At 71.9% G+C, this 19,227-nt stretch carries 18 protein-coding genes; 14 read left to right on the forward strand and 4 right to left on the reverse strand.

The genetic code is table 11. From position 1 onward, the window contains the following. Window positions 1-98 precede the first annotated feature (98 nt). Genes dnaK through ACFVXK_RS28425 form a run of 4 tightly spaced genes read left to right on the forward strand, consistent with a single transcriptional unit; the run spans window position 99 to window position 4,283 of the window. Window positions 99-1,943 (forward strand): molecular chaperone DnaK, encoded by a 1,845-nt coding sequence (dnaK, locus tag ACFVXK_RS28410; RefSeq protein ID WP_389616748.1) that lies wholly within the window; start codon window positions 99-101, stop codon window positions 1,941-1,943. Then, window positions 1,943-2,602 (forward strand): nucleotide exchange factor GrpE, encoded by a 660-nt coding sequence (gene grpE / locus ACFVXK_RS28415; RefSeq protein WP_389616751.1) that lies wholly within the window; start codon window positions 1,943-1,945, stop codon window positions 2,600-2,602. Before dnaK ends, grpE begins: the two co-directional genes overlap by 1 nt. A 39-nt stretch (window positions 2,603-2,641) precedes the next feature. Continuing rightward, window positions 2,642-3,817: a molecular chaperone DnaJ gene (dnaJ, locus tag ACFVXK_RS28420; RefSeq protein WP_389616754.1), complete on the forward strand. Its 1,176-nt coding sequence runs from the start codon at window positions 2,642-2,644 to the stop codon at window positions 3,815-3,817. A gap of 1 nt (window position 3,818) precedes the next feature. Beyond that, window positions 3,819-4,283 carry a heat shock protein transcriptional repressor HspR gene (locus ACFVXK_RS28425; RefSeq protein WP_079428299.1) on the forward strand — a complete coding sequence of 155 codons (465 nt, stop codon included), beginning with the start codon at window positions 3,819-3,821 and terminating at the stop codon, window positions 4,281-4,283. Between the two features lie 89 nt (window positions 4,284-4,372). Here the strand turns inward: ACFVXK_RS28425 and ACFVXK_RS28430 are convergent, their stop codons facing one another. Next, window positions 4,373-5,440, reverse strand: coding sequence for a helix-turn-helix transcriptional regulator (locus ACFVXK_RS28430; protein WP_389616757.1), 1,068 nt, complete (start codon window positions 5,438-5,440; stop codon window positions 4,373-4,375). A gap of 102 nt (window positions 5,441-5,542) precedes the next feature. On the opposite strand from ACFVXK_RS28430, the gene ACFVXK_RS28435 reads away from it, so the two are divergent. Both ACFVXK_RS28435 and ACFVXK_RS28440 read left to right on the forward strand, forming a co-directional pair. Next, window positions 5,543-5,815, forward strand: a complete 273-nt coding sequence (locus ACFVXK_RS28435) for a hypothetical protein (RefSeq protein ID WP_389616760.1) — start codon at window positions 5,543-5,545, stop codon at window positions 5,813-5,815. After that, window positions 5,815-6,129 (forward strand): (2Fe-2S)-binding protein, encoded by a 315-nt coding sequence (locus ACFVXK_RS28440; protein ID WP_042820115.1) that lies wholly within the window; start codon window positions 5,815-5,817, stop codon window positions 6,127-6,129. Before ACFVXK_RS28435 ends, ACFVXK_RS28440 begins: the two co-directional genes overlap by 1 nt. A 185-nt stretch (window positions 6,130-6,314) precedes the next feature. Here the strand turns inward: ACFVXK_RS28440 and ACFVXK_RS28445 are convergent, their stop codons facing one another. Further along, window positions 6,315-6,734, reverse strand: coding sequence for a TIGR03618 family F420-dependent PPOX class oxidoreductase (locus ACFVXK_RS28445; protein WP_358897957.1), 420 nt, complete (start codon window positions 6,732-6,734; stop codon window positions 6,315-6,317). Between the two features lie 112 nt (window positions 6,735-6,846). Here ACFVXK_RS28445 and clpB point away from each other — a divergent pair, with 112 nt between their 5' ends. Further along, window positions 6,847-9,438 (forward strand): ATP-dependent chaperone ClpB, encoded by a 2,592-nt coding sequence (clpB, locus tag ACFVXK_RS28450; protein ID WP_389616763.1) that lies wholly within the window; start codon window positions 6,847-6,849, stop codon window positions 9,436-9,438. A 123-nt stretch (window positions 9,439-9,561) separates the two neighbouring features. Further along, entirely contained in the window at window positions 9,562-10,104 is a 543-nt protein-coding gene (locus ACFVXK_RS28455) for a YbjN domain-containing protein (RefSeq protein ID WP_388943004.1), read from the forward strand. A 21-nt stretch (window positions 10,105-10,125) separates the two neighbouring features. Here the strand turns inward: ACFVXK_RS28455 and ACFVXK_RS28460 are convergent, their stop codons facing one another. Together ACFVXK_RS28460 and ACFVXK_RS28465 are read right to left on the reverse strand one after the other, a co-directional pair. Next, window positions 10,126-11,274, reverse strand: a complete 1,149-nt coding sequence (locus ACFVXK_RS28460; RefSeq protein ID WP_389616767.1) for a hypothetical protein — start codon at window positions 11,272-11,274, stop codon at window positions 10,126-10,128. Window positions 11,275-11,281: 7 nt separating this feature from the next. Then, window positions 11,282-12,466 carry a pyridoxal phosphate-dependent aminotransferase gene (locus ACFVXK_RS28465; protein WP_389616770.1) on the reverse strand — a complete coding sequence of 395 codons (1,185 nt, stop codon included), beginning with the start codon at window positions 12,464-12,466 and terminating at the stop codon, window positions 11,282-11,284. A 693-nt stretch (window positions 12,467-13,159) separates the two neighbouring features. Here ACFVXK_RS28465 and ACFVXK_RS28470 point away from each other — a divergent pair. The 6 genes from ACFVXK_RS28470 to fbaA all read left to right on the forward strand — a co-directional run bounded on the left by ACFVXK_RS28470 (window position 13,160) and on the right by fbaA (window position 19,127). After that, complete coding sequence (locus ACFVXK_RS28470) at window positions 13,160-13,678, forward strand: DUF2617 family protein (protein ID WP_079428290.1); 519 nt, start codon at window positions 13,160-13,162, stop codon at window positions 13,676-13,678. Window positions 13,679-13,803: 125 nt separating this feature from the next. Next, the gene (locus ACFVXK_RS28475) at window positions 13,804-15,444 is read left to right on the forward strand and encodes a polyamine aminopropyltransferase (RefSeq protein ID WP_389616773.1); all 1,641 of its coding nucleotides are present in this window, start codon (window positions 13,804-13,806) and stop codon (window positions 15,442-15,444) included. Window positions 15,445-15,525: 81 nt separating this feature from the next. Next, on the forward strand, window positions 15,526-16,383 hold the full coding sequence (locus ACFVXK_RS28480; RefSeq protein WP_389616776.1) for an SRPBCC family protein: 858 nt from the start codon (window positions 15,526-15,528) through the stop codon (window positions 16,381-16,383). Between the two features lie 78 nt (window positions 16,384-16,461). Beyond that, window positions 16,462-17,250 carry an aldose 1-epimerase gene (locus ACFVXK_RS28485; RefSeq protein ID WP_389616779.1) on the forward strand — a complete coding sequence of 263 codons (789 nt, stop codon included), beginning with the start codon at window positions 16,462-16,464 and terminating at the stop codon, window positions 17,248-17,250. A gap of 20 nt (window positions 17,251-17,270) precedes the next feature. Continuing rightward, window positions 17,271-17,810: an orotate phosphoribosyltransferase gene (pyrE, locus tag ACFVXK_RS28490; RefSeq protein WP_389616782.1), complete on the forward strand. Its 540-nt coding sequence runs from the start codon at window positions 17,271-17,273 to the stop codon at window positions 17,808-17,810. A gap of 294 nt (window positions 17,811-18,104) precedes the next feature. After that, a complete protein-coding gene (gene fbaA / locus ACFVXK_RS28495; protein ID WP_389616784.1) occupies window positions 18,105-19,127 on the forward strand; it encodes a class II fructose-bisphosphate aldolase in 1,023 nt (340 codons plus the stop codon). Window positions 19,128-19,227 lie beyond the last annotated feature (100 nt).

Below are 19,227 nucleotides of genomic sequence, written 5' to 3' on the forward strand. Positions count from 1 at the left end.
CCTAAAGGTTGAGCCCCCAAGGCTCACCTCTGTTGACGCCGGGGCGGCGACCGTGCATTCTTGAGTCTGTTCCACTCAAGTCAGCTGGAGGAATCGAAATGGCACGTGCGGTCGGCATCGACCTGGGCACCACTAACTCCGTCGTCAGCGTTCTCGAAGGCGGCGAGCCCACCGTCATCACCAACGCCGAGGGTGCCAGGACCACGCCGTCCGTCGTCGCCTTCGCCAAGAACGGCGAGGTCCTCGTCGGCGAGGTGGCCAAGCGCCAGGCGGTCACGAACGTGGACCGGACCATCCGCTCCGTCAAGCGCCACATGGGCACTGACTGGAAGATCAACCTGGATGGCAAGGACTTCAACCCGCAGCAGATGAGCGCCTTCATCCTGCAGAAGCTGAAGCGCGACGCCGAGGCGTACCTGGGCGAGAAGGTCACGGACGCGGTCATCACCGTCCCGGCCTACTTCAACGACTCCGAGCGCCAGGCGACGAAGGAGGCCGGCGAGATCGCGGGCCTCAACGTCCTGCGCATCGTCAACGAGCCGACGGCCGCCGCCCTGGCCTACGGTCTCGACAAGGACGACCAGACCATTCTCGTCTTCGACCTCGGCGGCGGCACCTTCGACGTGTCCCTCCTGGAGATCGGTGACGGTGTCGTCGAGGTCAAGGCCACCAACGGTGACAACCACCTCGGCGGCGACGACTGGGACCAGCGCGTCGTCGACTACCTGGTGAAGCAGTTCGCCAACGGCCACGGCGTCGACCTGTCCAAGGACAAGATGGCGCTCCAGCGTCTGCGCGAGGCCGCCGAGAAGGCGAAGATCGAGCTGTCGTCGTCCACCGAGACGACCATCAACCTGCCGTACATCACGGCCTCCGCCGAGGGCCCGCTGCACCTGGACGAGAAGCTCACGCGCGCCCAGTTCCAGCAGCTCACCGCGGACCTGCTCGACCGCTGCAAGACCCCGTTCCACAACGTCATCAAGGACGCCGGCATCGCGCTGTCCGAGATCGACCACGTGGTCCTGGTCGGCGGCTCCACCCGCATGCCGGCCGTCGCCGAGCTCGTCAAGGAGCTCACCGGCGGTCAGGACGCCAACAAGGGCGTCAACCCGGACGAGGTCGTCGCCATCGGCGCCACCCTCCAGGCCGGTGTGCTCAAGGGTGAGGTCAAGGACGTCTTGCTCCTCGACGTGACCCCGCTGTCCCTCGGTATCGAGACCAAGGGCGGCATCATGACCAAGCTCATCGAGCGCAACACGACCATCCCGACCAAGCGGTCGGAGATCTTCACGACGGCCGAGGACAACCAGCCGTCCGTGCAGATCCAGGTCTACCAGGGCGAGCGCGAGATCGCGGCGTACAACAAGAAGCTCGGCATGTTCGAGCTGACGGGCCTGCCGCCGGCCCCGCGCGGCGTCCCGCAGATCGAGGTCTCCTTCGACATCGACGCCAACGGCATCATGCACGTCACGGCCAAGGACCTCGGCACGGGCAAGGAGCAGAAGATGACCGTCACCGGCGGCTCCTCGCTCGGCAAGGACGAGGTCGACCGCATGCGTCAGGAGGCGGAGCAGTACGCGGACGAGGACCTGCGCCGCAAGGAGGCGGCCGAGTCCCGCAACCAGGGCGAGCAGCTCGTCTACCAGACCGAGAAGTTCCTCGCGGACAACGCGGAGAAGGTCCCGGCCGAGGTCAAGACCGAGGTCGAGACGGCCGTCACCGAGCTGAAGGACAAGCTCAAGGGCGACGACGCCGCCGAGATCCGCACCGCCACGGAGAAGCTCGCCGCGGTCAGCCAGAAGCTGGGCCAGGCCATCTACGCCGACGCGCAGGCCGCCCAGGCCGCCGGCGGTGCCGGTGACGCGGGCCAGGCCAAGGCCGACGACGACGTCGTCGACGCCGAGATCGTCGACGAGGACAAGCCGAAGGGCGGCCAGGTCTGATGTCGGAGGAGACCCCGGGCTTCGACGAGAAGCCCGAAGTCCCCACCGGCTCGGCCGCTGACGACGCCGAGGCGAAGGCCGCCGACTCCTCCGAGGAGGAGAAGGCGGCCCCCGCCGGGGACGCTCAGGACGTCGCTCTCCTGGCGCAGCTGGACCAGGCCCGTACCGCGCTCGGCGAGCGCACCGCGGACCTCCAGCGGCTCCAGGCCGAGTACCAGAACTACCGCCGCCGCGTGGAGCGGGACCGGGTCGCCGTCAAGGAGATCGCGGTCGCGAACCTGCTGTCGGAGCTCCTCCCGACCCTGGACGACATCGGCCGGGCCCGGGAACACGGCGAGGTGGTGGGCGGTTTCAAGTCCGTCGCCGAGTCGCTGGAGACGGCCGCCGCCAAGATGGGGCTGCAGCAGTTCGGCAAGGAGGGCGAGCCCTTCGACCCGACGATCCACGAGGCCCTGATGCACTCGTACGCGCCGGACGTCACCGAGACGACCTGCGTGGCGATCCTGCAGCCGGGGTACCGGATCGGCGAGCGCACGATCCGCCCCGCGCGGGTCGCGGTGGCCGAGCCCCAGCCGGGCGCGGCCCCTGCCGGGAAGTCCGAGTCCGCCGACGGCGACACGCCGTCCGACAAGGACACGGATGCCCCCGACAAGGGCTGACGCACACCATGTAGGTATCCGGGAGGAGGGTCACCGGGGATGAGCACGAAGGACTTCGTCGAGAAGGACTACTACAAGGTCCTCGGTGTCCCGAAGGACGCCACCGAGGCCGAGATCAAGAAGGCGTACCGGAAGCTCGCCCGCGAGTTCCACCCGGACGCCAACAAGGGCGACGCCTCGGCCGAGGAGCGCTTCAAGGAGATCTCCGAGGCGAACGACGTCCTCGGCGACGCCAAGAAGCGCAAGGAGTACGACGAGGCCCGCGCCCTGTTCGGCAACGGGGGCTTCCGCCCCGGTCCGGGCGGGGGCGGCTCGTTCAACTTCGACCTGGGCGACCTCTTCGGGGGCGCCCAGGGCGGCGGCCAGGGCGGCTTCGGCGGCGGCCTGGGCGACGTCTTCGGCGGCCTGTTCAACCGCGGCGCCGGCCCCGGTGCGGGCACCCGCACCCAGCCGCGCCGCGGCCAGGACATCGAGTCCGAGGTCACGCTCTCCTTCACGGAGGCCGTGGACGGGGCGACGGTCCCGCTGCGGATGTCCTCGCAGGCCCCCTGCAAGGCCTGCTCGGGCACCGGCGACCAGAACGGCACCCCCCGGGTGTGCCCGACCTGCGTCGGCACCGGGCAGGTCTCCCGGGGCAGCGGCGGCGGCTTCTCGCTGACCGACCCCTGCGCCGACTGCAAGGGCCGCGGCCTGATCGCGGAGAACCCCTGCGAGGTCTGCAAGGGCAGCGGGCGCGCCAAGTCCTCCCGGACCATGCAGGTCCGGATCCCGGCGGGCGTCTCCGACGGCCAGCGGATCCGGCTGCGCGGCAAGGGCGCCCCGGGCGAGCGCGGCGGCCCGGCGGGCGACCTCTACGTCGTCGTGCACGTCGGGACGCACCCGGTGTTCGGCCGCAAGGACGACAACCTCACGGTGACCGTGCCCGTCACGATCGCCGAGGCGGCACTCGGCGCCGACATCAAGGTCCCGACCCTGGGCGGCCCGGCGGTGACGCTGAAGCTGCCCCCGGGCACCCCGACCGGCCGTACGATGCGGGCCCGCGGCAAGGGTGCGGTCCGCAAGGACGGCACCCGCGGCGACCTGCTCGTCACGGTGGAGGTCGCGGTACCGGCGGAACTGTCCGACAAGGCCCGCGAGGCCCTGGAGATGTACCGGGACGCCACCGGGTCGGAGGATCCGCGCGCCCTGCTGTTCGAGTCCGCGAAGGGAGCTTGACATGGAAGGCCGCCGACGACAGTCCCGCTTCGGTGACGGGGCTTACCAGTTGACCGACGAGACCCCGGTCTACGTGATCTCGGTGGCCGCCCAGCTCTCGGGACTCCATCCGCAGACCCTCCGCCAGTACGACCGCCTCGGCCTGGTCTCCCCGGACCGCACGGCCGGGCGCGGCCGGCGCTACTCGGCCCGGGACATCGAGCTGCTGCGCACGGTGCAGCAGCTGTCCCAGGACGAGGGCATCAACCTGGCGGGCATCAAGCGGATCATCGAACTGGAGAACCAGGTGGCCGCGCTCCAGCAGCGCGTCGCCGAACTGTCCGCCGCCGTGGACGGTGCGGCCGCCGCCCTCCAGGCCCGCGAGGCCGCGGTGCACGCCTCGTACCGCCGCGACCTGGTCCCGTACCAGCCGCCGCAGCCGGGCAGCGCCCTGGTCGTCTGGCGTCCCAAGCGCCCGATGGACTGACGGCCCGGCCGACAGGTGCGTGCGAAGGCCCCGCCGGGCCCCCTCGTGGGGGCCCGGCGGGGCCTTCGGCATATCCCCCGGGGATTTCCTCAGCGGGGCGCGGTGAGCCCGTCAGCGGGCCCCTGGCAGCCCGTGGCCGCCTCGCCGTCGCTCCCGCTGTGCAGGATGCCGGACTGGGCGATGAGGTAGCCCAGCTGCGCCCTGCTGCCGCTGCCGAGGGCGGTGGCCAGCTTGGCGATGTGCGCGCGGCAGGTGCGTACGTTCATCCCCAGCCGGCGGGCGATCGCCTCGTCCACGTGCCCCTCGATGAGGAGCTGGGCGATGGAGCGCTGGACGCCGGAGATGCCGTCGGGGCTGTGCGTGTAGGTGACCTCGTCGGTCAGCGGCACGGCGCGGCGCCAGAGCTGCTCGAACACCTTGATGAGGTAGGCCACCAGCCCGGGGTGGCGCAGCTCCAGCGCCACGCGCCGGTCGTCGCTGGCGGGGATGAAGGCGACGGTCCGGTCGAACACTATGAGCCGCTCGATGAGCTCCTCGAGGGTGCGGATCTCCACCTTGCCCGCGGAGATGCGGTCCACGTAGGCGAGCGTGCCCTGGCTGTGCCGGGCCGTGTGCTGGTAGAGCGTGCGGATGCTCACGCCGCGGTCGATCAGCGGGGCGTCGCGCTCCAGGGCCTCGCTGAGGGCGGAGGACGGCCGCGCGCCGCCCGGCTGGACCGTCAGCATCTCCGTGTGGCACTCGGCCGTGGCCAGGTCGAGGGCGGCGTTGATCTGGTCGAATCCCTCCAGCACCGTGATGGCGTGGGTGTTGGCGGGGTTCTGTGCGCTGATGGTCAGGAACGGCTCGAATGCATCGGTGAGGTCGATGGCGTTGCGCCGCCGCTCCTGGATCTCGCGCTCCAGCGGCTGCAGCCGCTGCGCGAGTGCCACCGAGGGTGGAACTGCGCGGAGCTGGTTCGCGTCATCCGGGTCGGGTCGCAGGAGTGCGAATTCGAGCAGGCAGGGGGCGTTTGCCACTTCGCTCCGAGGCACGCGTCCCGTGCTGAGCGCCGCTGCGTAGAGTCGTGCACCTTCGTCGCACATCGATGTGACGGGGTGGGGATGTGTCGGGTTTGTGTCTGTTATGGGCAAATCTCCACCCCCCAGGGTCCTGAACATGCAAGAACATGATGCATCGTCCCTGTGGCCGTAACGTGCCTGAATGAGCCATGGTCTGACGTGCGGGGGAGAGGATTCCATCAAGTGAGGACGAAGCCGACCATGTACAAGAGAATGCTTCGCTCGGCGCTTGCCGTTGTTTTCTCCGCTGTTGCGGTCTTTGGGGCAGTCAGCGCCGTCCATGGCGATGCGGGGAGCGCTCGGGCCGACAGCGGTTGGAACGCCGCACCGGCGAGTGAGAGCGACAGCGGCTGGAACAACCTGGCCTCCGGCGACAGCGGCTGGAACGTCGCGCCGAAGGACGGTGGCTCGGTCGCCACGACGAACGGCGAGCCGGACAGCGGCTGGAACTTCACCCCCAAGTCGGCCGCCTGATGACCCCCGACGACCGCGACTTCCGGCGCGAGATGGCTTCGGCGTACCGCTCCGGCTGGCAGTTCATCGACCTCGCAACGGCGATTCCCTATGCCGGCGACTCGCTGATGGTCACCCTGTTCGGCCAGCCGATCGTCATCGTGCGCGAGGAGGACGAGGACGTCCGTGCCTACCGCTGCCTGCGCCGCCCCCGGGGCGCACCGCAGCCCGTCCGCTGCGAAGTGCGGTACGGCATGGTCTTCGTCAACCTCGATCAGCGTGATCACCAGCTCTTCGAACCCGATATCACCACCGCCACCCCCCGCAGTGCCTGAGGCGATTCCCCCGTCGTTGCAGATCGCTCCAGGTGCTTCCCCCACACAACGGCGCCATCGTGGACCTGACCACGATGGCGCCGTTGTGCTGTCCGCGTCCAGTGCCCGAACAGGACATCCGGGTGAGGATCCGCTGAGAAATGCCGGGGGTCCACTCGAGGACCGCTCGAATCCGGCCGTTTTTCTCAGGCGCGCCCCATGGCGCGGTCCAGTGTGATCTCCAGGACCACCCGGTCGGGGTTGGGCGAGGGCGTCCGCCCGTACCGCTCCGCGTAGCGCGCGACCGCCTCCGCGACCGAGGCCTCGTCGGCGCGGACCACCGCGCGCCCCTCCAGCGTCGCCCAGCGCCGGCCCTCCATCTGGCACACCGCGACCCGTGCCGCTCCGCCGGGTGCCTCCAGGACGTTGCGCACCTTCTTGCTGTGCTTGTTGCTGATCACCCGCGCGAGCCCGGCCTCCGGGTCGTAGGTCACCCCCACCGGGACCACGTGCGGGGTGCCGTCGGGCCGCGGGGTGGTCAGGGTGCAGACGTGCCGCTCCCGCCAGAAGGCGAGGTAGTCGGGCGTCGGGTTGAGTACGTCGTGGACCGGCTTCGAAACAGACATGGCCCGAAGCATATGTCCGGACCGAATCCTGCCTTGAGTGGAATAGACTCAACTTTGCAGACGCTGAACCAGTCAGAGTTGTGACAGTCCCGCCGGAGAGGAGAAACCGAGAGTGGACGCCGAGCTGACCAACAAGAGCCGTGACGCCCTGAACGCGGCCACCAGCAGGGCCGTGAAGGACGGCCACGCCGACCTGACCCCCGCGCACCTGCTGCTGGCCCTGCTCGCCGGCGAGGACAACGAGAACGTCACCGACCTGCTCGCCGCGACCGAGGCCGACCAGGCCGCCGTCCGCGCCGGCGCGGAACGGCTGCTCGCCGCCCTGCCCAGCGTCACCGGCTCCACGGTCGCGCCGCCGCAGCCCAGCCGGGACCTGCTCGCCGTGCTCGCCGAGGCCGACTCCGAGGCGAAGGCCCTCGGCGACGACTACCTCTCCACCGAACACCTCCTCATCGCCGTCGCCGCCAAGGGCGGCGCGGCCGGTGAGGTCCTTTCCGCCCAGGGCGCGACCGCGAAGAAGCTGCTGGCCGCCTTCGAGAACGCACGAGGAGGACGGCGGGTGACCACCCCCGACCCCGAGGGTCAGTACAAGGCCCTGGAGAAGTTCGGCACCGACTTCACGGCGGCCGCCCGCGAGGGCAAGCTCGACCCCGTCATCGGCCGCGACCACGAGATCCGGCGCGTCGTCCAGGTCCTCTCGCGCCGCACCAAGAACAACCCGGTGCTCATCGGCGAGCCCGGCGTCGGCAAGACCGCCGTCGTCGAGGGCCTCGCCCAGCGCATCGTCAAGGGCGACGTCCCCGAGTCCCTGAAGAACAAGCGCCTCGTCTCCCTCGACCTCGGCGCCATGGTCGCCGGAGCGAAGTACCGCGGTGAGTTCGAGGAGCGCCTCAAGACCGTCCTCGCCGAGATCAAGTCGAGCGAGGGCCAGATCATCACCTTCATCGACGAGCTGCACACCGTCGTCGGCGCCGGCGCCGGCGGGGACTCCGCCATGGACGCGGGCAACATGCTCAAGCCCATGCTGGCCCGCGGCGAGCTGCGGATGGTCGGCGCCACCACCCTCGACGAGTACCGCGAGCGCATCGAGAAGGACCCGGCGCTGGAGCGCCGCTTCCAGCAGGTGCTGGTCGCCGAGCCCACCGTCGAGGACACCATCGCGATCCTGCGCGGGCTCAAGGGCCGCTACGAGGCCCACCACAAGGTCGTCATCAACGACAGCGCCCTCGTCGCCGCCGCCACCCTCTCCGACCGCTACATCACCTCCCGCTTCCTGCCCGACAAGGCCATCGACCTCGTCGACGAGGCCGCCTCCCGGCTGCGCATGGAGATCGACTCCTCCCCGCTGGAGATCGACGAGCTCCAGCGCTCCGTCGACCGGCTGCGCATGGAGGAGCTGGCGCTGAAGAACGAGTCCGACCCGGCCTCGATCGAGCGCCTGGACAAGCTCCGCAAGGACCTCGCCGACAAGGAGGAGGAGCTGCGCGGGCTCACCGCCCGCTGGGAGAAGGAGAAGCAGTCCCTCAACCGGGTCGGCGAGCTCAAGGAGCGCCTGGACGACCTGCGCGGGCAGGCCGAGCGCGCCCAGCGCGACGGCGACTTCGACTCCGCCTCCAAGCTGCTCTACGGGGAGATCCCCTCCCTGGAGCGCGAGCTGGCCGAGGCCACCGAGGAGGAGGCGCAGGCCGGCCCCGCCAAGGACGCCATGGTCAAGGACGAGGTCGGCCCCGACGACATCGCGGACGTGGTCGGCGCCTGGACCGGCATCCCGGCCGGCCGCCTCCTGGAGGGCGAGACCCAGAAGCTCCTGCGCATGGAGGACGAGCTGGGCCGCCGCCTGATCGGCCAGACCGAGGCCGTACGGGCCGTCGCGGACGCCGTGCGCCGCACCCGCGCCGGTATCGCCGACCCGGACCGGCCGACCGGCTCGTTCCTCTTCCTCGGCCCCACGGGCGTCGGCAAGACCGAGCTGGCCAAGGCCCTCGCGGACTTCCTCTTCGACGACGAGCGGGCCATGGTCCGCATCGACATGTCGGAGTACTCCGAGAAGCACAGCGTGGCCCGGCTCGTCGGCGCCCCGCCCGGCTACGTCGGCTACGAGGAGGGCGGCCAGCTCACCGAGGCCGTCCGGCGCCGCCCGTACAGCGTGGTGCTGCTGGACGAGGTCGAGAAGGCCCACCCCGAGGTCTTCGACATCCTGCTCCAGGTCCTCGACGACGGCCGCCTCACCGACGGCCAGGGCCGCACGGTCGACTTCCGCAACACCATCCTGATCCTCACCTCGAACCTGGGCAGCCAGTTCCTGGTCGACCCGGCGACCTCCGCCGAGGACAAGAAGGCCCGGGTGCTGGAGGTGGTCCGGGCGAGCTTCAAGCCCGAGTTCCTCAACCGCCTCGACGACCTCGTGGTCTTCTCCGCCCTGACCCGGGACGAGCTGGCGCACATCGCCGAGCTGCAGATCTCCCGCCTCGCCAAGCGCCTCGCCGACCGCCGCCTGGCCCTGGACGTCACGCCCGAGGCCCTGGCCTGGCTGGCCGACAAGGGCAACGACCCGGCGTACGGCGCGCGCCCGCTGCGCCGCCTGATCCAGACGGCCGTCGGGGACCGGCTGGCCAAGGAGATCCTGTCCGGCGAGGTCAGGGACGGCGACACCGTACGGGTCGACGTGGCCGGTGACGACCTGCTGGTCGGCCGGGCCCTGTAGCCCCGCATCCGTAAGGACCGCCGCGCCCCCGTGTCCGCCCGGAGCGGATCGGTGGTGCGGGGGTGGACAGGGGGTGGGCGCGATGGTGGAGGATGGCTGTATCCGCACGAAGGGAAGTACACGGTGAGCATCGACCCGGCCTCGATTCCGAACTTCGGGGGGCAGCCCGAACCGCAGGCGACAGGACCGGCGGGCCCCGTCGTCCCCGACCAGGACCTGGTCAAGCAGCTCCTGGAGCAGATGGAGCTGAAGTACGTCCTCGACGACGAGGGTGACCTCGCGGCGCCGTGGGAGGACTTCCGCACGTACTTCATGTTCCGCGGTGAGGGCGAGCAGCAGGTCTTCTCCGTCCGGACCTTCTACGACCGCCCCCACGCCCTCGACGACAAGCCGCAGCTGCTCGAGTCGATCGACGACTGGAACCGCCGCACCCTGTGGCCCAAGGTCTACAGCCACACCCACGACGACGGCTCGGTCCGCCTCATCGGCGAGGCGCAGATGCTGATCGGCACCGGCGTCAGCCTGGAGCACTTCGTGTCCTCCACGGTCAGCTGGGTCCGCGCGTCGATCGAGTTCGACAAGTGGCTCGTGGAGCAGCTCGGCCTGGAGAAGGAGATCGACTCCGCCGAGGGCGACTCCGGCTCCGAGGACGGGGACGACGCGTAGGCGTCCCCGCCCCCCGGCCCGTTACAGGGGCACCTTCGCCACGAGCAGGAGGTACGCCCCGTAGCCGAACGACAGCCCGGCCATGCCGGCGGTCACCGCGACCGCCGTGCGCGGCCGGGCTTTCGCCGTCGCGGCGGCCAGCGGCAGCAGCAGCGGGAACGCGGGCAGCAGGAACCGCGGCTTCGACTCGAAGAACCCCGCCCCGCCGAGGGTGATCACCAGCAGCACCGCGGTGTACACCAGCAGCGGCAGCGGCGCCCGGTCCAGCAGCAGGAGCACGGCGCACAGCCCCGCCACGGCCAGCGTGGCCACGGTGACGGCCACCGGGAGGGTCACGTTCCCGCCGGTCAGGACCTTGACCACGGAGGCGACCGTGCCCGCGCCGAAGTCGAAGCGCGAGCCCCACTGCCGCTGCACGGTGAAGTAGCCGAGCAGCTCGCGGCGGCGCGCCCCGACGGCCAGCACGTACGCCGCCCAGCCCGCGGGCGCCAGCAGCCCGGCCGCCCACACCTCGGGCGCCCGGTTGCCCCGCAGCAGCTCCCGCAGGGCCGGCAGGCTCACGGCGGCGGCCACGGCGATCCCGGTCGGCCGGGTCAGCCCCGCGAGCACCGCCAGGGAGGCCGCCCACATCCAGCGCCCGCGCAACAGCGCGTACAGCGCCCAGGCGGCCAGCGCGCACAGCAGCGGCTCGGTGTAGCCGAGGTCCAGCACCACCGCGTGCGGCAGCGAGGCCCACAGCGCGACGAGCAGCACCCCGGCCCGCGCACCGAGCACCCGCTCCCCGACCCGGTACACGCCCACGGCGGCCACCGCGGCGGCCGTCCAGGCCACCGCGAGCCCGGCGACGGGGCCGCCGCCGAAGAGGTGCACCAGGACCGGGTACAGCGGGAAGAAGGCGGCGTCGCTCTGGATGGAGTCGGAGGCGGGCCACATCTGGGTGCGGCCGTAGCCGCCGGAGGCGATGGACAGGTACCAGAAGGAGTCCCAGGAGCCCCCCAGCACCTTGACCGGGTCGCGCCCGGCCCACCAGGCCCCGAGGCAGACCACGAGCGCCCCGGCGCCGCGCACGCCGGCGAACACGGCGAGCGCGGTCCCGGCCGGGCGGGCCGGGACCGGTCTCGGAGGGGTCCGCGCGGGGGCGGGCGCGGTCCGCTGCGTGGAGGCGCCCACGGCCGGCCTAGAGGGCCCTCAGCCGGTCCACGGCTTCGCGCAGGACCTCCGTCTTCTTGCAGAAGGCCCAGCGGACCTGGGTGGCGCCGGCCTCCTGGTCGTCGTAGAAGACCTGGTTGGGGATGGCGACGACCCCGCAGCGCTCCGGCAGGGCGCGGCAGAAGGCCAGGCCGTCCTTCTCCCCGAGGGGGGAGATGTCGGTGGTGATGAAGTACGTCCCCTGCGGGCGGAAGACCCGCAGGCCGGCGGCGGTGAGGCCCTCGGTGAGCAGGTCGCGCTTGGCGGCGAGGTCGGCGCGGAGGCCGTCGTAGTAGGTGTCGGGCAGGGCGAGGGCCTCGGCGACGGCGTACTGGAAGGGGCCGGAGGAGACGTAGGTGAGGAACTGCTTCGCCGAGCGGACGGCCGAGACGAGCGCGGGCGGGGCGGTGATCCAGCCGACCTTCCAGCCGGTGAAGGAGAAGGTCTTGCCGGCGGAGGAGATGGTGACGGTGCGCTCGCGCATCCCGGGCAGGGAGGCCAGCGGGGTGTGGCCGCCCTCGAAGACCAGGTGCTCGTAGACCTCGTCGGTGACGACGAGGAGGTCGCGTTCGACGGCCAGCTCGGCGATGGCGGCGAGTTCCCCGGGGGTCAGGACGGTGCCGGTCGGGTTGTGGGGGGTGTTGAGCAGGAGCAGGCGGGTACGGGGGGTGACGGCGTCGCGCAGGGCGTCGAGGTCGGGGCGGAAGTCGGGGGCGCGCAGGGTCAGCGGGACGCGGACGGCGCCGGCCATGGCGATGCAGGCGGCGTAGGAGTCGTAGAACGGCTCCAGGGCGATCACCTCGTCGCCCGGTTCGAGGAGGGCGAGGAGGGCGGCGGCGATGGCCTCGGTGGCGCCCGCGGTGACCAGGACCTCCGTGTCGGGGTCGTAGCCGAGTCCGTAGAAGCGCTGCTGGTGGGCGGTGATCGCCTCGCGGAGCTCGGGGACGCCCGGGCCGGGCGGGTACTGGTTGCCGCGGCCGTCGCGGATCGCCCGGACGGCCGCCTCGGCGATCTCGGCGGGGCCGTCGGTGTCGGGGAAGCCCTGGCCCAGGTTGATCGACCCGGTGCGGGCGGCCAGGGCCGACATCTCCGCGAAGATCGTGGTGCCGAAGGCCGCCAGGCGGCGGTTGAGGAAGGGGCGGTCGCTGTCCGCGGGTGCGCTCATGGGCGCCATCCTGCGGGGAACCTCTGGAGTTGCTCAAGTGTGCTTTGGCGGGTTCGGGCCACGGGAATCCCCCCTGCACGCGGGACGCGGGGATCCCGTTCCCCGGGGGACCGGGGCGTCAGGAAGGGGGCGATGGCCATGGTCGTCGTCGTACTGGTCGTGGGGGCGATCGCAGCGGTGGTCGTCTGGGTGGCGAGGAAGCTCTCCGGCGGGGGCGGTTTCGGCGGGGGCGGGAGCTCCGGCGGCAGCTGGTGGGCGGGCGGCGGGGGGTCTTCCTCCTCCTGCGGCTCCTCGTCCTCGTGCGGTTCTTCGTCCTCCTGCGGATCGTCCTGCGGTTCCTCCTGCGGTGGCGGCGGATGCGGAGGGAGCTGACACTGGAGCGGGGCGGCGGCGGCCGTGTGGACAGGGCGCCCGGCGGGGACAACTTCCTTCGGGCGTCTTCTTGTTCGGGCGCGTACGAAGGCGTACGGACGGCCTGTTGGTGAACACGTGAACCGGGTAGCCCCCGAGGGGATGTAAACCCCGTCAAGTTGGGTAAAAACGCTGTGAGTGCCGTGCCTTTCATGATTCCCTCGGTTGAGTAGACCAGTCCACGGAGGACCTCCCTGGACTTCCTGCGGACCCGTGCCGGTGTCCCCCCACCCGTTGCATACCGCTGGCGGGGTCCGGCCCCTCTCCCTCGCGCGTTTGCGGAGCCGACTCATGCTCACGACCCTCCAGACCACCTACACCGACACGCGTGCCGCCGATCTCGCCTGGGCCCTGGGACGGGACCGCCTGCCCGCCCTGGCCGTACTGAACCTCCAGCTCCAGGACGCGAAGGTGGAGTTGCGCCTGCTCGGGGCCTCCCATCAGGTGCTCCTGGAGGAGGGCGAGGTGCTCTGTTCGGAGACGGTCGCCTGCATGCCCGGCAGCCGGACGCCGCTGCCGCTGGGCGTGGCGAAGCGGGTGGGGGACTGGGAGTACGAGTTCGCGGCGCGCGTGGAGACCCTTTCGCGCGGCTCCTTCGCGGGACGGGCCCAGGAGCTGCTCGCGCTGGTCGCGGATCACCCGAACGGGCTGGCGGGCACCTTCCCGGGCGACCCGCACGCCTTCACCGCCATGCTCGCCCAGCACCACGAGGGGCAGGTGCGCTGGCGGACCTGGCACGCGTACCCGCAGGAGGGGCAGCTGGTGGCCACCCGGACCCGGGTGGGCGTCCGGATGGGGGCGCCGGTCTAGCGCGCCGGGCCGCAGTGCCGTACGGCCGGGTTGGGTGCGTATTGGGCCAACTGGCGGGATCGATGCGGTACTTACACCCATGTGGGTGACAGGGTGTCAGTGGGCGGTGACGTACGGTTCGCTGCATGATCGACCGTTCCGCCCCCCGCGGGGTGCTCCCGGCGGCGGAGCCGCGGGGCGTGCAGACCGTCCCGGCCGCCCTGCCCGTACAGCCCCGGACCGGCCGACTCCTCGTCCTGGCCACGGTGTTCGTCTGTGCCGCCTGCGGACTCGTGTACGAGCTGGAGCTGCTCGCCCTCGGCTCGTACCTGATCGGGGACTCCGTCACCCAGGCGTCCGTCGTGCTGTCCGTCATGGTCTTCGCGATGGGCGTCGGCTCCCTCCTCGCCAAACGGCTCCGCACCCGCCCCGCCTTCGGCTTCGCCGCCATCGAGGCCGGGCTCGCCCTGCTGGGCGGGTTCTCCGCCATGGCCCTCTACGCGAGCTTCGCCTGGCTGGGCGAGTCCCGGCCCGCGCTCGTCGCGTTCTCCTTCGCCATCGGGGTGCTCATCGGCGCCGAGATCCCGCTGCTGATGGTGCTCATCCAGCGCATCCGCAGACAGGACGCCGGCGGGGCCGTCGCCGACCTCTTCGCCGCCGACTACGTGGGCGCCCTGGTCGGCGGACTCGCCTTCCCCTTCCTGCTGCTGCCGATCCTCGGCCAGCTCACCGGGGCGATGCTCACCGGCACCGTCAACGCCGTAGTCGGCGGCGGGCTCGTCCTGTGGCTGTTCCGCCGCGACCTCAGCCGGCGCTGCCGCTGGCTGCTCCTCGCCGTCAACGCGGCGGTCCTCGCCGGGCTCGCCTGCGCGACCCTGCTCGCCGACGACTTCGAGCGCGTCGCGCGCACCGCCGTCTACGGCGGGGAGGTGCGGGTCGCCGTGCAGACCGGGGTGCAGGAGCTGGTGCTGACCGGCCCCTCCACCGGCTCCCCGCGCTCCCTCGACCTCTACCTCGACGGGCGGCTGCGGGTCAGCGGCTACGACGAGTACCGCTACCACGAGGCCCTGGTCCACCCCGCGATGACCGGCCCGCACGCCCGGGTCCTGGTCCTCGGCGGCGGCGACGGGCTCGCCGCCCGCGAGGTCCTGCGCTACCCGGACGTCGTCTCCGTCACCGTCGTCGAGCTCGACCCGGGGGTGGTCGAGCTCGCCCGGACCGACCCGATGCTCTCCGCCCTGAACGGCCGCGCCTACGAGGACCCCCGCCTGGGCGTGGTCTCCCAGGACGCCTTCCGCTGGCTGCGCGGACCCGCCGCCCGCGCCCGCTTCGACGTGATCGTCTCCGACCTCCCCGACCCGGGCATCACCCCGAGCACCAAGCTGTACTCGCAGGAGTTCTACGGGCTGGCCGCACGGGCCCTGAACCCGGGCGGCCGCATCGCCGTCCACGCGGGACCGCTGAGCACCAGGCCCCGTACGTACTGGACCGTCGAGTCCACGCTGCGCGCCGCCGGCCTGCGCACCACCCCCTACAGCGCGGGCGGCCGGCTCTCCGGCTTCGCCGCCGGGCCCGACCGCGCCCTCGGCGCCACCGACGCCCCGCCGCAGGACTGGGGCTTCGTCCTCGCCGCCCGGGAACGGACCCCCGAGCTGCGGGTGGACCGCGACACGCCCGCCCTGCGCGCGGTGTCCACCCGGGGCCTGCAGGACGCCGCCCGGGACGCGGCCCGCGTCCGCCTCTCCGGCCTGCCGCCCTCCACCCTCCCGCACCCGCGCTACTCCTGACCCGCGCCACTCCTGGGCCCTGTCTGACGCGCGCCGTCGCGTCCGTGGGCACGGGCGGCTCGCGTCGGTAGGCTCGGCTGCATGGAGCATCAGGTGTTCGTACCGGTACCGGCAGACGATCTGCGCGCCGTGCTGCGCGACCCCGCCCGGATGGCGCGCTGCGTGCCCGGACTCCAGCAGGACGCCGACGCCGGCGCGGCCGCCGGGGCCGTGACCGGGCGGCTCAGGCTGCGCGTCGGCTCCAGCAGCGTCACCTACCGGGGGACGCTGGCGCTCGCCGAGCGGGACCCGGAGCACTTCACCGCCGACTGCGAGGGCGCCGAGGTGCGCGGCCACGGCGGCGTCAAGCTGTCCGTCGTGCTGCGGCTGACCCCCCACGACGGCGGGACCCGGCTGGAGTTCACCGGGGAGGGCGGCGCCGACGGGCGCACCGCCGCCCTCGACCCCGAGGCCCTGACCACCGCCGTCCGGCGGCTGCTCGACCGGCTCTGCGCCAACCTGGCCGAGGAGGCCGGACCCGGGGAGCCCGGGGCGGAGGGGGAGCCGGGGACCGGCGCGGCCTCCGTGTTCGACACCGAGGTGCCGCCGTCCTCCCTGGACCCCTTCCAGGGCGAGGACTTCTCCGACCTCCCCGACCTCCCCGACTTCGCCGACCTGCCCGAACTCGGCGGACTCCCGGAGGGTGCCGGGCTCGGGGACGCCGCCGACGATCCCACCGCGCCCACGAACCCCCCGGCCGAGGCGGCCCATGCCCGCCGCACGATGATCGGCCGCAGCGCGGAGGAGGTCGACCACGCGCCGCCGCGCGGCCGTTACGCCCCCGTCCCGGCCCCCTCGTCCGCCGGGAACAACCCCGCCCTGCGCTGGATCGCCCCGGCCGCGGCCCTGGCCCTGGCCTCCGCGGTGGTCGTCGGACGGGCCCTGCGCCGCCGCCGCTGAACCGCCGCTGAACCGCCGAGCCGCCGCCGAGCCGCCGCCCACGCGCCCGCCGACCCCGATCGCCGTAGGGTCGGCCGTATGAGTACGCAACTGAGCGCCGGGGGCGCCGACATCACGGTCGACCAGGAGAACGGCTGCCGCGTCGGCAGCCTGCGCGTCGACGGCATCGAGCTGCTGCGCCAGGGCCCGCGCTACGGCTCCTTCCCGATGGTCCCCTGGTGCGGCCGCACCGCCAACGGGGAGTTCCGCGACGGCGGCACCCTCCACCGGCTGCCCCTCAACCACCCCCCGCACGCCATCCACGGCCTCGGCCGCGACCTGCCGTGGCGGACCGCCGCCGTGACCGACACCTCGGCGTCCTTCTACTTCGACCTCGCCGACCCCTGGCCCCACGCCGGCCGGGTGACGCAGACCTTCGAGCTGACCGGGGACTCCCTCAAGCTCACCATGGGCGTGGAGACGTACCAGGACTCCTTCCCGGCCCAGGCCGGCTGGCACCCCTGGTTCAACCGCACCCTGACCGACGGGGGCGCCGAGGCGCAGCTCGCCTTCGAGCCGGCCTGGCAGGAGGAGCGCGGCGAGGACCACCTCCCGACCGGCCGCCGGATCGACCCGCTCCCCGGCCCCTGGGACGACTGCTTCGGGATGCCCTACGGGGTCGACGTCACCCTCACCTGGCCCGGGGACCTGGAGCTGAAGGTCACCAGCCCCGCCGAATGGGTGGTCGTGTACGACGAGCAGCCCGAGGCCGTCTGCGTGGAGCCGCAGTCCGGCCCGCCGAACGGGCTGAACACCCTCCCGCGCCTGGTCACCCCGGTGGACCCGCTGGAGGTCTCCACGACCTGGACCTGGCGCCGCCTCGGCTAGGGCCCCTTTAAGCTCGGGGCATGACTGACGTACGCGATGCGCTTCTGCAGCAGATCAAGGACAAGGCCGTCGTGCACGGCAAGGTGACCCTCTCCTCCGGCAAGGAGGCCGACTACTACATCGACCTCCGCCGCATCACCCTCGACGGCGAGGCCGCCCCGCTGGTCGGCCAGGTCATGCTCGACCTGACCGCCGACCTCGACTTCGACTGCGTCGGCGGCCTGACCCTGGGCGCCGACCCGGTCGCCACCTCGATGCTGCACGCCTCGGCCGCGCGCGGGCAGCGCCTGGACGCCTTCGTCGTCCGCAAGGCGCAGAAGGCGCACGGCATGCAGCGCCGCATCGAGGGCACCGACGTCAAGGGCAAGCGCTGCCTGGTCGTCGAGGACACCTCCACCACCGGCGGCTCCCCGCTGACCGCCGTCGAGGCGGTCCGCGAGGCCGGCGGCGAGGTCGTCGCCGTCGCCACCATCGTGGACCGCGGCGCGGCCGAGGCCATCGCCGGAGCGGGCCTGCCCTACCTCACCGGCTACCAGCTCGGCGACCTGGGCCTGGCCTGACCCGACCCGGCCGTCTCGGAGTGTGGTCGCGAAGGAGTGGTGAAGGGGCCTCGGAACGGGCTCGGCGCAACTGGTGACGAAGGTCCTCGGAAGCCCGTGCTCCGCTCCTGACCTGCGCCTTTCCGGAAGGGTGGGGTGTTTCACGTGAAACACCCCACCCTTCTTGCCGTACGAGGGTCGTCACGCGGGGTGGAGTGTCGCGCCGAGTCTGGAAAGATAGGCGCGACGTCTGACGTCGCCCCCAGGTCAGGGCCCGCAATAAGCACACTCCCCGCACATCCAAGGAGCGGACAGATGCCCATCGCAACCCCCGAGGTCTACAACGAGATGCTCGACCGGGCGAAGGCAGGCAAGTTCGCCTACCCGGCGATCAACGTGACCTCGACCCAGACCCTGCACGCTGCGCTGCGCGGCTTCGCGGAGGCCGAGAGCGACGGCATCATCCAGATCTCCACCGGTGGCGCCGAGTTCCTGGGCGGCCAGTACAACAAGGACATGGTCACCGGCGCGGTCGCCCTGGCCGAGTTCGCGCACGTCGTGGCCGCCAAGTACGACGTCACGGTCGCGCTGCACACCGACCACTGCCCCAAGGACAAGCTGGACGGCTACGTCCGCCCGCTGCTCGACATCTCCGCCGAGCGCGTGGCCAAGGGCCTGAACCCGCTCTTCCAGTCGCACATGTGGGACGGCTCCGCCGAGACCCTGGCCGACAACCTGGCCATCGGCCAGGAGCTGCTCGCCAAGGCCGCCGCTGCGAAGATCATCCTCGAGGTCGAGATCACCCCGACCGGCGGCGAGGAGGACGGCGTCAGCCACGAGATCAACGACGAGCTGTACACCACCGTCGAGGACGCCATCCGCACGGCCGAGGCCCTGGGCCTGGGCGAGAAGGGCCGCTACCTGCTGGCCGCCTCCTTCGGCAATGTGCACGGCGTGTACAAGCCGGGCAACGTCGTGCTCCGTCCCGAGCTGCTCAAGGACCTCCAGCAGGGCGTCGGCGAGAAGTACGGCAAGAGCAGCCCGTTCGACTTCGTCTTCCACGGCGGCTCCGGCTCCACCGAGCAGGAGATCGCCACCGCGCTGGAGAACGGCGTCGTGAAGATGAACCTCGACACCGACACCCAGTACGCCTTCACCCGCCCGGTCGCGGACCACATGTTCCGCAACTACGACGGTGTCCTGAAGGTCGACGGCGAGGTCGGCAAGAAGAACACCTACGACCCGCGCACCTGGGGCAAGCTGGCCGAGGCGAGCATGGCCAAGCGCGTCCTCCAGGCCTGCGGTGACCTGCGTTCCACGGGCACCAAGCTGAAGTAGTCCCCGGCGCCCAGCGCGCCACGGACTTCCCAGTGGGGTGCCCCCCGGCCGGAACCGTCCGGGGGGCCCCCCCATAGTGTGGGGGGGGGGGCGGGGGCGG

Source organism: Streptomyces sp. NPDC058157 (genome assembly GCF_042884105.1).
Taxonomy (GTDB): Bacteria; Actinomycetota; Actinomycetes; order Streptomycetales; family Streptomycetaceae; genus Streptomyces.